We start from the raw sequence: 12,068 nt of genomic DNA, 5'->3' as shown, positions 1-12,068 counted from the left end.
CACCGGGTCCTTGCCCGCCGGGGCGGCGGCGTGCGCGGCCAGGGGCAACCAGCAGGCCAGCAACCAGCTTGCCCGCCAATTCATGGCTGGTACATCTCGGGCACGGCATAACGCAGGCCGTAGCGAGCGTAAATGGCTTGCACCAAGCCATCGAGGATCAGCGCCTCCAGCGCCTCTTCCACGGCGTAGGCCAATTGCCGATTGCTTTCATGCACGGCCATGCCGATCTCCCAGCGCTGCTTGCCCATGTTCGGGTAGGCGTTTTCCGCCAGGGCGATTTGCGGGTCGGCCGCTTCGTGCACCTGCCAGTCGATCTCGCCGCGCATGGCCATCACCGCATCGACTTCGCCGGCCTGCATCGCCGCGAACGCCTGGGGCACGCCCGGGTAGTGGCGGGTCTTGCCGGCGAGCATGCCGTTGAACACCGAGGTCAGGTAGAACGACGGCACGCTGTCGACTTCGACGCCAATGGGGTGCTCCTGAAACACCGCGACGCTGGCCACCGAGTCCAGGCGCCGGCGGTCATAGGCCACCTGCCATTGCTCGGTCTGGTACGGGCCGAACATCACCACATGCTCGTTTTCCAGTTCGCCGACGTCATTGCGCTTGCGCGCGTAGTCCTGGTCATAGGGCACGCGCATCATCAGGTCCGCCAATTGCTGGTTGTGCAACTGGCTGGCGCGCCAGATGTAGTCGCGCAGGTCGTCGTCGAGCTTCTCGCCGGGCGGCGCCCAGATCAACGCCAGGCGCACGCCGAGCTTGTCGGCCAGGGCGCTGGCGAGTTCGACGTCGACGCCCCTGGGCGTGCCGGCGTCTTCGAAACTGTAGGGAGCGAAGTCCTTGTAGACCGCCACCTTCAGCTCCCCGGCGGCGATCATCTGGTCATAGCTGCGAACCTGCGCCTGCACCGGGCAGCACAACAACACAGCGCTGAGCAACAACGCGAGCAGGCGCATGGATCAATTCTCGACGCGAACGCTGTCGAGGTAGGTGCGCACTGCCCACAGGGCTTCCTGGCTCAGGTAGTCGGCCATTTTCGGCATGTACACCCGCCCGTCGCGCACCGCACCGTGGCGCACGCGCTCGACGAACCACTCATCACCGGCGTCGTCGGCATCAAGCATGCGCAAGTCGGGGGCGATGCCGCCGGACTTGGCTTCCAGGCCATGGCAGGCCGCACAGTTCTGGTTGTAGGCCGACGAGCCGATTTCCACGGCCTTGTCGTGCTCGGGAGACTTGCGGTAAGGGTTGACCGAGGCCCAGCCATCAGCATCGACCTGTACGCCGGCGTCCTTGATCGGGGTCAGTCCCTTCGTCTCCACGGCCTGCGGACCACGTTGCCGTGGGCGAAGACCGAACCTGCACTGATAACGCCGGCCAGCAGGCCGGCAACGAGCAAGGCGTTGCGTTTAGTTGTCATTGTTATGCCCTCAGGATTGCACGCAAAAACCTCTTGGCAGAGGCTATGGCAGCCATCTTAGAAAGCACCCGCCGCCATCCCCATGCTGCTTTGGTGGTCGCGACTTAGTACCTTGGTAGTAGGGCTTGTGGGGCACACCCAAATCAGGTGCGCCCTGGGAACTCTTTCCCGGCAACGGCGGGACTTTTTCCGTATGCCAACGCCCCACCCGCAGCCCACCCTGTGCAGGCCAAAACCTCCACTGGGAACTGCAAACCATGACAATAAGATCGCTACCCGCCCTTTCCCCCCTGACCCTCGCCCTGGTATTGGCGGGCGTCTGGCCCTGAGCACTGCCAGCCATGGCGCCGATGCCAAGGCCGCCACCAGCCATAACGTGACCTGGGAAGACATTGCCAACGATCACCTGACCACCAAGGACGTGCTGCAATACGGCAGGGCACCAACTGCCCAGCGCTGGAGCCCGTGGCCCAGGTCAACGACAAGACCGTGTTCAAGCTGACCCCGGCCTGGTCCTACTCCTTCGTGCACGTCGAGAAGCCGCAGCGCCGGCCAGGAATCCCAGGCCATCGTCAGCGACGGTGTGGTGTACGTCACCGGTTCCTACTCGCGGGTGTTCGCCCTCGACGCCAAGACCGGCAAGCGCCTGTGGACCTACAACCACCGCCTGCCGGACAACATCCGTCCGTGCTGCGACGTGGTCAACCGAGGGGCGGCCATCTATGGCGACAAGATCTACTTCGGCACCCTGGATGCGCGGGTGATCGCGCTGGACAAGAACACCGGCAAGGTGGTGTGGAACAAGAAGTTCGGCGACCACGCCGCCGGCTACACCATGACCGGCGCCCCGGTGCTGATCAAGGACAAGACCAGCGGCAAGGTCCTGCTGATCCACGGCAGTTCCGGCGATGAGTTCGGCGTGGTCGGCCAGTTGTTCGCCCGCGACCCGGACACCGGCGACGAAGTATGGATGCGCCCATTCGTCGAGGGCCACATGGGCCGTCTCAATGGCAAGGACAGCACGCCGACCGGCGACGTCAAGGCGCCGTCCTGGCCGAACGATCCGACCACCGAAACCGGCAAGGTCGAAGCCTGGAGCCACGGCGGTGGCGCGCCCTGGCAGAGCGCCAGTTTCGACGCCGAGACCAACACCATCATCGTCGGCGCCGGCAACCCCGGCCCGTGGAACACCTGGGCGCGCACCTCCAAGGATGGCAACCCGCACGATTACGACAGCCTGTACACCTCAGGGCAAGTCGGCGTCGACCCGAGCACCGGCGAAGTGAAATGGTTCTACCAGCACACGCCGAACGATGCCTGGGACTTCTCCGGCAACAACGAGTTGGTGCTGTTCGACTACAAGGACAAGGACGGTAAGACCGTCAAGGCCACCGGCCACGCCGACCGCAACGGCTTCTTCTATGTGGTCGACCGCAACAACGGCAAGCTGCAGAACGCCTTCCCCTTCGTCGACAACATCACCTGGGCCAGCCACATCGACCTCAAGACCGGGCGCCCGGTGGAGAACGAAGGCCAGCGCCCGGCCAAGCCACTGCCCGGCGAAACCAAGGGCAAGCCGGTGGAAGTGTCGCCACCGTTTCTCGGCGGCAAGAACTGGAACCCCATGGCCTACAGCCAGGACACCGGGCTGTTCTACATCCCGGGCAACCAGTGGAAAGAGGAATACTGGACCGAGGAGGTCAACTACAAGAAGGGCTCGGCGTACCTGGGCATGGGCTTTCGCATCAAACGCATGTACGACGATCACGTCGGCACCCTGCGGGCGATGAACCCGACCACGGGCAAGGTGGTGTGGGAGCACAAGGAACACCTGCCGTTGTGGGCCGGCGTACTGGCGACCAAGGGCAACCTGGTGTTCACCGGCACCGGCGATGGCTTCTTCAAGGCCTTCGACGCGAAAACCGGACAGGAACTGTGGAAGTTCCAGACCGGCAGCGGCATCGTCTCGCCACCGATCACCTGGGAACAGGACGGCGAGCAATACATCGGCGTAACCGTCGGCTACGGCGGCGCGGTGCCGTTGTGGGGCGGCGACATGGCCGAACTGACCAAACCGGTGGCCCAGGGCGGGTCGTTCTGGGTGTTCAAGATTCCGAGCTGGGATAACAAGGTCGCGAAAAAATAACCCACTCCCCCGCTCGCTCCCTGACTGTCTTGCACTGTGTGGGAGCGAGCCTGCTCGCGATGGTCGTGAACGATTGCACGGGGCATCAGATACCCCGCGGCGGTCTTGAGTCCATCGCGAGCAGGCTCGCTCCCACAGGGTTGAGTCAGGGTGGCCTTTGCACAGAGATCCTGCGATGAACTACCTCCCCCTATTCCTGCTCCTGACCCTGTCCGTCGCCCACGCCACCGACGACGACAGCCCACCCACCGTCAACGGCTGCATCCTCGCCGAACACAGCCAATGCCCCGGTGCCAACCTGCGCGGCGCCGACCTGAGCAACCAGGACCTGCGCAACATGAACCTCAGCGGTGCCGACTTGCGCGGGGCCGACCTGCGCCATGCGCGACTGGACCTGGCCAACCTGGAAAAGGCCCAACTGCAAGGCGCCAACCTGTCCCGCGCCAGCCTGCAACAGAGCAATGCGCGCCTGGCGGATTTCACCGGAGCCAACCTGATGGCGATCCAGGGCTGGGGCCTGTTCGCCCAGGGCGCGCAGTTTCAGGACGCCAACCTCAGCGCCGCCTACCTGCAATTCGCCAGGTTGTCCGCTGGGCCAGACTGCACAACGCCAACCTGCGCGCCGCCGACCTGGAAATGACCTGGCTGAGCAAGGCCGACCTCAAGGGCGCCAACCTGGGCGATGCCAATCTGCAGGAAGCCAAGTTCGGCGAAAGCAACCTCGAACAGGCGAACCTCAGCGGCTCACGCCAGCATTATGCGAATTTCCAGGATGCGAATATGGAGGGGTGTGAGGGGTGTCCGAAAACCTGGGACAGGTAATCCGAATGCCCTGCCCCACCCCAATCCACTGTGGGAGCGAGCCTGCTCGCGATGGGGTCAGTACAGTCAACACTGATTGTTCTGGCCTCATCGCGAGCAGGCTCGCTCCACAGGTGTTCAATTTGCGGTCCTGACAAAGTCATCCCGCCTTTCTCACCACCCCCAGATCAATCCCCAAATGCACCAGCTCGGCATGGGAGCTGACCTGCAGCTTGCTCTTGAGCAGGGTCAGGTGATTGGACACGGTCTTGCTGCTGATGCTCAGTTGCTCGGCGATCTGCCGGGCCGGGGTGCCTTTGGCGAGCATGACGAAGATCTCCAGCTCGCGCTGGGTCATGCTTTGCAGGCGCGGGTCCTGCTGGTGCGGGTGGCAGGCCAGTTGGGTGGCCAGAGGCTGTTCGATGTAAACATGCCCGGCGAGGATGCGATGCACCGCCTCGACCAGCACCTGCGGCGCCGAGGTCTTGGTCAGGTAGCCCGAGGCCCCGGCGTCCAGGGCCTGGCGCACCAGCGGCAGCTCATCGTGCATGCTGAAAAACAGCACGCGCAGTTGCGGCAGGCGCTGGCGCAGGCGGCGGGTGGTTTCCAGGCCGCTGATGCCTGGCAGGCCGAAATCCATGATCACCAGGTTCGGCACGGCCTCCTGCACCCGCGCCAGCGCTTCCTCGCCGGTTGCCGCTTCGCGCACTTGCATGGCCGGCAGCAAGGCGCGCAACAGGCTGGCGTAGCCCTGGCGGACCACCGCATGGTCATCGACCAGCAGAATATTCATGACACCTCTCCAGGCATGTTCAAGACAGGCACGTTCAAGGCCAGCGCCCAACCGGCACCGGGTTGGCTGATGATGCGCAGTTCGCCGCCCAGGCTGCGCGCGCGTTCGAACATCGAGTACAGGCCGACACCCGGCCGCTGCGGTTGCTGTGCACCGCAACCGTTGTCGCGGATCAGCAGGCGCCAGTGCCGGCCCCGCTGGTGCAGGCGCACACTCACGGCGCTGGCGCCGGCATGCCGGGCGATGTTGGTCAGGGCTTCCTGCAACAGGCGATACAGGTGGGTCTTGGCCGGCGTCGATAACTCCGGCACCTGTACGCCGACCCGCAACCGACAGTCGATGCCCTGGCGCGTCTGCCATTGCTCCACCAGCAAGCCCAGGGCTTCGGCCAACGGCAGGTGTTGCAACACCACCGGATACAAATCGCGCACCAGCGCGCGGAAACCCTGCTGCAAATGTTCGCAGTTGTGTTCCAGTTCGCGCACGGTTTGCGCTACCACTGACGGCTGATCCGCTACCAGCGGTAACAGGCAGGCCTGGGCGCGGATGCCCGCCAGGTATTGGCCGAGGTCGTCGTGCAGGGTCTGCGCCAGGTGCGTGCGCTCCTGCTCCTGTAACGCCAGCAGGGTCTGGGTCAGTTGGGTGTTGTCAGCCCGGGCCTGTTCCAGGGCAGCGGTCATCTGGTTGAAGTGCATCGCCAGTTGCCGCGCCTCCGGCAGGCCCTGCGCCGGCAGGCGCACCTTGAGCTGGCCGGCGGACACCTGGCGCAAGGCGTGCAGCAGGTCGTCGAGCAAGCCCATGCCCCGGCGCACGGCCCAGCGGATGGTCAGCAGGCTGAGCAGCAACGCCAGCGCGCACAGGGCCAGCAGTTGTTGCAGGGAATCCCAGACCTCATCAATTTCGTCCCGTGGGTCGACGGCGATCTGCACGCGGCGGCCATCGGCCAGGTCCAGCACGCGCTCACTGTGGCGCGCCTCGGCGAACAACAGCCGGCCGAGCCAGGCGTCCAGGCCTGCCTGCGTTGGCAAGGTGGCTGCCTCGTCCGCCCCCAGCCAGCGCACCCGCACATGGCGCAGGCTGCGGGTCAGTCGCGGTTGCAGGCTGGCGGGGTCGCGCTCGGCGGTTTCGCTCAGGTAATGCACCACCGCCTCGGCCGATTGCAGCTCGCGCTCCACGTCCGCCAGCGCCTGATGCACCAGCAGCGCCATGCACGCCACGGTGACCAGGGTGAAAAACCCGCAGACCCACAGGTTGATCCGCCACAGCGCCGACATGTTCAGCGCCCCGGAAGCGCCGGCAAAACCGGCAACGGGGCCGGGCGTGGGCCGTGCAGTTTGTCGACGCCGATCAGGCTGAGGATCAACAGCAACGGCAGCAGTAACGCCTTGAGAATGCGCATGTTCAATCTCCTTGGGGGGTGATGGCCGTTAACACCATGCTAAAACCGCGCCGCCCGGCGTGTGTTACTACCTTGGTACTGCCCGCTTGGTACTTTCTGCATATTTCCTCACCCCGTTCGGCTTCCTATGCTGGCGCTACCTGTAACGGAGTGACTTATGCGCCAGCTAGCCCCTTACGCCCTGATCTACCTGCTCGCGATCGCCTGCGCCGCTGGCCTGGCCACCCGGAGCCAGGCCGCCGAAGCACCGTTGCAGGTGCGCATCGGCTACCTGGGTTATCGCCCTGATCCGGGCCCGCTGCTGTCCAACATCATCCCCGAGCCCAGCGACGCCGGGTTGCGCGGTGCCGAACTGGCGATCACCGACAGCAACAGCACCGGGCGCTTTCTCAATCACAGCTACAGCCTGGTCGCCGCCAGCGTCGACAGCCCCGAAGCCCTGCTCGACGCCGCCAAGGCCCAGCACGCCCAAGGCCTGCGCCTGTTCGTGATCAATGCCCCGGCCGCCAGCCTGCGCCAGCTCAGCGCCGCGCTGCCCGACAGCCTGCTGTTCAACGCCGGCAGCCCGGACGACGCCCTGCGCACCCGCGACTGCCTGCCCAACGTGCTGCACACCCTGCCAAGCCGGGCGATGCTCGCCGATGCGCTGGCGCAGTTCCTGGTGGTGCGCAAATGGCCAAAGGCGCTGCTGATCGTCGGCCCCACCGAGGACGACCAGGCCTACGCCGCCGCCCTGCGCCGCGCCGCCAAGCGCTTCGGCCTGCAACTGGTGGCGGAGAAGGCCTGGAGCTTCGACAACGACCAGCGCCGCAGCGCCCAGGCCGACATGCCGCTGTTCACCCAGACCGCCGAATACGATGTGGTGCTGGTGGCCGACGAACGCGGCGATTTTGGCGAATACGTGCCCTACCAGACCTGGTACCCGCGGCCGGTCGCCGGTACCCAGGGCCTGACCCCGGTGGGCTGGCACAAGACCGTCGAGACCTTTGGCGCGGCGCAATTGCAGAAACGCTTCGAAGCCCTGGCCGGGCGCTGGATGAACGACCGCGACTTCGCCGCGTGGATGGGCGTGCGCAGCATCGCCAGCGCGGTGAGCAAGTTGCGCCAGACCGACGCGATGGCCATCCGTGACCTGGAAATCAGCGATCAACTGCCCCTCGACGGGTTCAAGGGCCGCAAGCTCAGCTACCGCCCGTGGAACGGCGAACTGCGCCAGCCGATCCCCATCGTGCAGCCGCGGGCACTGGTCAGCACCTCGCCGCAGGACGGTTTCCTGCACCCCTTCAACGAAATGGACAGCCTGGGCTACGACAAGCCCGAGGTCAGCTGCCAATTCCCCTGACCGTTCTCCACAACCACAACAATAAGGAACATGCCATGCGCCGTACCCTGCTTTCCTGCGCCCTGCTCTTAGCCGCCGGGCACGCCGTGGCCAGCACCGCCTGGGTCTCCAACGAGAAGGACAACAACCTCAGCCTGATCGACATGCAGACCCTGCAGGTGATCGACACCCTGCCCGTCGGCCAGCGCCCGCGCGGCCTGCTGCTGTCCCACGACAACAAGCTGTTGTACATCTGCGCCAGCGACTCGGACCGGGTCCAGGTCATGGACGTGGCCACGCGCAAGATCATCAAGGAGCTGCCGTCCGGCAAGGACCCCGAGCAGTTCGCCCTGCACCCCAATAACCGCTGGCTGTACGTGTCCAACGAGGACGATGCACTGGTGACGGTGATCGACACCGAAACCTCGAAAGTGCTCGGCCAGATCAACGTCGGCGTCGAGCCCGAGGGCATGGCGGTCAGCCCCGACGGCAAATGGGCGGTGAACACCAGCGAAACCACCAACATGCTGCACTGGATCGACACCAGCACCCAGACCCTGGCCGACAGCACCCTGGTGGATCAACGCCCGCGCTTCGTCGAGTTCTCGCCTGACGGCTCCAAATTGTGGGCTTCGGCGGAAATCGGCGGCACGGTGACCATTCTCGATGTCGACAGCCGCAAGATCCTCAAGACCCTGAACTTCCAGATCAAGGGCGTGCACCCGGACAAGGTGCAGCCGGTGGGCGTCAAGCTCAGCGCCGACGGCAAGTACGCCTTCGTCGCGCTGGGCCCGGCCAACCATGTGGCGGTGGTCGACGCCAAAACCTTCGAAATCCTCGATTACCTGCTGGTGGGCCGGCGCGTCTGGCAGATGGCGTTCACCCCCGACCACAAGCAGTTGCTGGCCACCAACGGGGTCAGCGGCGATGTCTCGGTGATCGACGTCGACAGCCTCAAGGTGCTCAAGTCGGTGAAGGTCGGGCGTTATCCGTGGGGCGTGGTGGTGACGCCATGAACGCCCTGGAGGTCAGCGAGCTGAGCTTTGCCTACGGTGCGCGGCAGGCGCTGAACCAGGTGAGTTTCCAGCTGGCGCCGGGGCGATTCGCCGCGCTGTTGGGGCCCAACGGCGCGGGCAAGTCGACGCTGATCGCGCTGCTGACCCGGCTGTACGACCTGCAACGCGGCGACATCCGCGTCGGCGGCCATTCGCTGCGCGATGCACCGCGCCCGGCGCTGCGGCAACTGGGCGTGGTGTTCCAGCAAAGCACCCTGGACCTGGACTTGAGCGTCGAGCAGAACCTGCGTTATCACGCCGCCTTGCATGGCCTGTCGCGGCAACAGGGCGCGGCGCGGGTCGATGCCGAACTGGCGCGCCAGGCCTTGACCGAGCGCCGGCGCGAACGGGTGCGCGAACTCAACGGCGGGCATCGACGCCGGGTGGAAATCGCCCGCGCCCTGCTGCATGAGCCACGCCTGCTGCTGCTCGACGAAGCCAGCGTCGGCCTCGACCCCGCCAGCCGCCTGGCGCTCAACCAACATCTGCGCAGCCTGTGTGTCGAGCAACGCATCAGCGTGCTGTGGACCACCCATCTGCTGGATGAAGTACAGGCCAGCGACGACCTGCTGATCCTGCATCAGGGCCGTCTGGTCGCCAGCGGCCAGGCCGATGCGCTGAGCCTTGAGCACGGCGGCGACCTGGGCTCGGCCTTTACCCGCCTGACCACCTCGGGAGCCCGTCCATGAACGCTTACTGGCAATGCTTGCAAGGCATCGTGCTGCGCGAATGGCTGCGTTTCGTGTTGCAGCGCACGCGGTTTCTCAGTGCGCTGGTGCGCCCGCTCCTGTGGCTTCTGGTGTTCGCCGCCGGGTTTCGCGCAGCGCTCGGCATCGCCATCATCGAGCCGTACGACACCTACATCCCCTACGAGGTGTACATCATTCCGGGCCTGGCCTGCATGATCCTGCTGTTCAACGGCATGCAGGGCTCGCTGTCGATGGTCTACGACCGCGAGATGGGCAGCATGCGCGTACTGCTGACCAGCCCGCTGCCGCGCACCTTCCTGCTGTGCAGCAAGTTGCTGGCGACTTCGCTGATTTCGCTGTTGCAGGTGTACGCGTTCCTGGCGATTGCCTGGGTCTACGGTGTGCAGCCACCGGCCATGGGCCTGCTGATCGCGCTGCCGGCGCTGCTGCTGGTGGCGCTGATGCTCAGTGCGCTGGGCTTGCTGTTGTCCAATGCGATCCGCCAGTTGGAAAACTTCGCCGGGGTGATGAATTTCGTGATCTTCCCGCTGTTCTTCCTGTCCTCGGCGTTGTACCCGCTGTGGAAAATGCGCGAGGCGAGCGAGTGGCTGTACTGGCTGTGCGCGCTCAACCCGTTCAGCCACGCCGTGGAGCTGGTGCGGTTTGCCCTGTACGAACGCTTCAACCCCCTGGCACTGGCGGTGTGCGCCGGGCTCACCGTGGTGTTCGCCCTGCTCGCGGTGCTGACGTTCAATCCGCAGCATGCGGCGTTGCGTAAGGCCGGCTGACCACACACTCCCCCTGTAGGAGCGAGCTTGCTCGCGATCGCAGTCTGTCAGCTTGCACATGTGTCGACTGATACGCCGTCATCGCGAGCAAGCTCGCTCCTACAGGGGCGGCGGTGAAATCCGTGGGGAAACTACGACTTTAGTACTGGTTCGCCCTGTCTATCGTCGCATTCCCAACGCACCGCGACTGGCATGTAATGGGCTCATAACTATAAGGACCATCCCCATGCCGCGTGCCCGCCGCTGTCTGCTGCGCCCTTCTCTGGCCGTGTTGTCGCTGAGCCTGCTGCTGGGCGTCGCGCAGGCCGAGACCCCGCTGTTTTCCGAAGACGGCTATCGCATCGGCCTGTACCGCAGCCCGACGCCAGCCCAGGCGCAAGGCGCTACCCTGGTCGACACCCCCACCCTGCAGGCGCTGCTGGCCCAGACCCCGCCGCCGGTGCTGATCGACGTCTACAAGCGCCAATACCTGCAAGGGCGCTTCATCGAAGACCAGCCCCATGCCAACCTGCCCGGCAGTCACTGGCTGGCCAACACCGGCGACGGTGACCTGACGCCCGACTGGCAGGCCTACTTCAGCCGGCACCTGAAGCAGTTCACCGCAGGCGATGTGCGCCAGCCGCTGGTGTTCTACTGCCGCTCCGATTGCTGGCTGAGCTGGAACGCGGTCAAGCGTGCCGCCGCCATGGGCTACACGACCCTGTATTGGTACCGCGACGGCCTGGATGCGTGGCAAGCGGCGAACCTGCCCGTGAGCCCCGCCCAGCCGGAACCCTTCCCGTAGGCTTTACGCATGCGCGTTGTTGCCACACCATAACGAAAATAATGAGGTGAAAGGCTATGTACAAAATCCTGATTGCCGACGATCACCCGCTGTTTCGCGAAGCCATTCACAACGTCATCAGCGATGGTTTTCCGGGCAGCGAGGTCATGGAAACCGCCGACCTGGACAGCGCCCTGGCGCTGACCGAAGAGCATGACGACCTCGACCTGATCCTGCTCGACCTGAACATGCCCGGCATGCACGGCCTCAATGGCCTGATCAACCTGCGCAACGAGGCGCCGACCATTCCGGTGGTGATCGTTTCGGCCGAGCAGGACAAGCAGATCGTGTTGCAGGCCATCACCTATGGCGCTGTGGGTTTCATCACCAAATCCTCGCCCCGCCTGCAAATGACCGACGCCATCCAGCAGATCCTCAACGGCAACGTGTACCTGCCGCCGGACATCATCCGCACACAGAAAAACAGCGCCAGCCGGCGGATGAACGACACCCCGAGCTTCCCGCCCGAACTGCTCCAGGCGCTGACCCGTAAACAGCTGCTGGTATTGGAGCGCATGACCAAGGGCGAATCGAACAAACAGATCGCGTATACCCTGGAAATCGCCGAAACCACGGTAAAAGCGCATGTGTCGGCGATCCTGCGCAAGCTCAATGTGCACAACCGGGTGCAGGCGATCCTGAGTGCGGGGGATATTGATTTCGGCTCTTACCTGCGGCGTTAACACCGCCGCCCCCCCTGTAGGAGCGAGCTTGCTCGCGATGGTCGTTAACGATGACGCTGACTGCCTGACTGCCCGCGGTGCCTGGGCTACCATCGCGAGCAAGCTCGCTCCTACAGGGATTCATGTCCCCTGTAGGAGCGGGCTTGCCCG

Annotated in this window: 10 protein-coding genes and 3 pseudogenes; 8 read left to right on the top strand and 5 right to left on the bottom strand. The window is 64.9% G+C overall.

All coding sequences use genetic code 11. The features are described from left to right. Positions 1-80: 80 nt before the first annotated feature. On the bottom strand, positions 81-956 hold the full coding sequence (locus ABVN20_RS05785; RefSeq protein ID WP_368554535.1) for a substrate-binding periplasmic protein: 876 nt from the start codon (positions 954-956) through the stop codon (positions 81-83). 3 nt (positions 957-959) lie between these two features. Next, positions 960-1,420 (bottom strand): annotated as a pseudogene (gene pedF / locus ABVN20_RS05780) (cytochrome c-550 PedF). 257 nt (positions 1,421-1,677) lie between these two features. Between pedF and exaA the strand changes: the two are divergent. Together exaA and ABVN20_RS05770 are read left to right on the top strand one after the other, a co-directional pair. Continuing rightward, positions 1,678-3,566, top strand: a pseudogene (exaA, locus tag ABVN20_RS05775) (quinoprotein ethanol dehydrogenase). 175 nt (positions 3,567-3,741) lie between these two features. Next, a pseudogene (locus tag ABVN20_RS05770) lies at positions 3,742-4,388 on the top strand (pentapeptide repeat-containing protein). 139 nt (positions 4,389-4,527) lie between these two features. Here ABVN20_RS05770 and ABVN20_RS05765 read toward each other — a convergent pair. From ABVN20_RS05765 to ABVN20_RS05755, 3 genes are read right to left on the bottom strand one after another with little or no spacing between them, the layout of a single operon-like run. Then, on the bottom strand, positions 4,528-5,160 hold the full coding sequence (locus tag ABVN20_RS05765; RefSeq protein WP_368554534.1) for a response regulator: 633 nt from the start codon (positions 5,158-5,160) through the stop codon (positions 4,528-4,530). Further along, positions 5,157-6,434, bottom strand: coding sequence for a histidine kinase (locus ABVN20_RS05760; protein WP_368554533.1), 1,278 nt, complete (start codon positions 6,432-6,434; stop codon positions 5,157-5,159). The genes ABVN20_RS05765 and ABVN20_RS05760 overlap by 4 nt, the downstream gene beginning before the upstream one ends. A 2-nt stretch (positions 6,435-6,436) precedes the next feature. After that, a complete protein-coding gene (locus ABVN20_RS05755; RefSeq protein WP_368554532.1) occupies positions 6,437-6,559 on the bottom strand; it encodes a hypothetical protein in 123 nt (40 codons plus the stop codon). Positions 6,560-6,716: 157 nt separating this feature from the next. On the opposite strand from ABVN20_RS05755, the gene ABVN20_RS05750 reads away from it, so the two are divergent. The 6 genes from ABVN20_RS05750 (at position 6,717) to ABVN20_RS05725 (ending at position 11,918) form a co-directional block, all read left to right on the top strand. After that, positions 6,717-7,901: an ABC transporter substrate-binding protein gene (locus ABVN20_RS05750; protein WP_368554531.1), complete on the top strand. Its 1,185-nt coding sequence runs from the start codon at positions 6,717-6,719 to the stop codon at positions 7,899-7,901. 35 nt (positions 7,902-7,936) lie between these two features. After that, the gene (locus ABVN20_RS05745; RefSeq protein ID WP_368554530.1) at positions 7,937-8,896 is read left to right on the top strand and encodes a YVTN family beta-propeller repeat protein; all 960 of its coding nucleotides are present in this window, start codon (positions 7,937-7,939) and stop codon (positions 8,894-8,896) included. Beyond that, positions 8,893-9,624, top strand: a complete 732-nt coding sequence (locus ABVN20_RS05740; RefSeq protein WP_368554529.1) for an ABC transporter ATP-binding protein — start codon at positions 8,893-8,895, stop codon at positions 9,622-9,624. Before ABVN20_RS05745 ends, ABVN20_RS05740 begins: the two co-directional genes overlap by 4 nt. Further along, positions 9,621-10,412, top strand: a complete 792-nt coding sequence (locus ABVN20_RS05735; RefSeq protein ID WP_368554528.1) for an ABC transporter permease — start codon at positions 9,621-9,623, stop codon at positions 10,410-10,412. The genes ABVN20_RS05740 and ABVN20_RS05735 overlap by 4 nt, the downstream gene beginning before the upstream one ends. Before the next feature lie 226 nt (positions 10,413-10,638). Beyond that, on the top strand, positions 10,639-11,196 hold the full coding sequence (locus tag ABVN20_RS05730) for a PQQ-dependent catabolism-associated CXXCW motif protein (RefSeq protein ID WP_368554527.1): 558 nt from the start codon (positions 10,639-10,641) through the stop codon (positions 11,194-11,196). A gap of 56 nt (positions 11,197-11,252) precedes the next feature. Then, positions 11,253-11,918: a response regulator gene (locus ABVN20_RS05725; protein ID WP_368554526.1), complete on the top strand. Its 666-nt coding sequence runs from the start codon at positions 11,253-11,255 to the stop codon at positions 11,916-11,918. Positions 11,919-12,068: the final 150 nt, after the last annotated feature.

The organism is Pseudomonas sp. MYb118, assembly GCF_040947875.1.
Lineage (GTDB): Bacteria > Pseudomonadota > Gammaproteobacteria > Pseudomonadales > Pseudomonadaceae > Aquipseudomonas.
The sequence above is the reverse complement of the archived record's forward strand: the minus strand, read 5'-3'. Positions and strand labels throughout refer to the sequence as shown.

Bases quoted from the DNA above. Each gene is read 5' to 3' on its own strand.
- ABVN20_RS05785 (WP_368554535.1), bottom strand. From the start codon at position 956: ATGCGCCTGCTCGCGTTGTTGCTCAGCGCTGTGTTGTTGTGCTGCCCG.
- ABVN20_RS05765 (WP_368554534.1), bottom strand. From the start codon at position 5,160: ATGAATATTCTGCTGGTCGATGACCATGCGGTGGTCCGCCAGGGCTAC.
- ABVN20_RS05760 (WP_368554533.1), bottom strand. From the start codon at position 6,434: ATGTCGGCGCTGTGGCGGATCAACCTGTGGGTCTGCGGGTTTTTCACC.
- ABVN20_RS05755 (WP_368554532.1), bottom strand. From the start codon at position 6,559: ATGCGCATTCTCAAGGCGTTACTGCTGCCGTTGCTGTTGATCCTCAGC.
- ABVN20_RS05750 (WP_368554531.1), top strand. From the start codon at position 6,717: ATGCGCCAGCTAGCCCCTTACGCCCTGATCTACCTGCTCGCGATCGCC.
- ABVN20_RS05745 (WP_368554530.1), top strand. From the start codon at position 7,937: ATGCGCCGTACCCTGCTTTCCTGCGCCCTGCTCTTAGCCGCCGGGCAC.
- ABVN20_RS05740 (WP_368554529.1), top strand. From the start codon at position 8,893: ATGAACGCCCTGGAGGTCAGCGAGCTGAGCTTTGCCTACGGTGCGCGG.
- ABVN20_RS05735 (WP_368554528.1), top strand. From the start codon at position 9,621: ATGAACGCTTACTGGCAATGCTTGCAAGGCATCGTGCTGCGCGAATGG.
- ABVN20_RS05730 (WP_368554527.1), top strand. From the start codon at position 10,639: ATGCCGCGTGCCCGCCGCTGTCTGCTGCGCCCTTCTCTGGCCGTGTTG.
- ABVN20_RS05725 (WP_368554526.1), top strand. From the start codon at position 11,253: ATGTACAAAATCCTGATTGCCGACGATCACCCGCTGTTTCGCGAAGCC.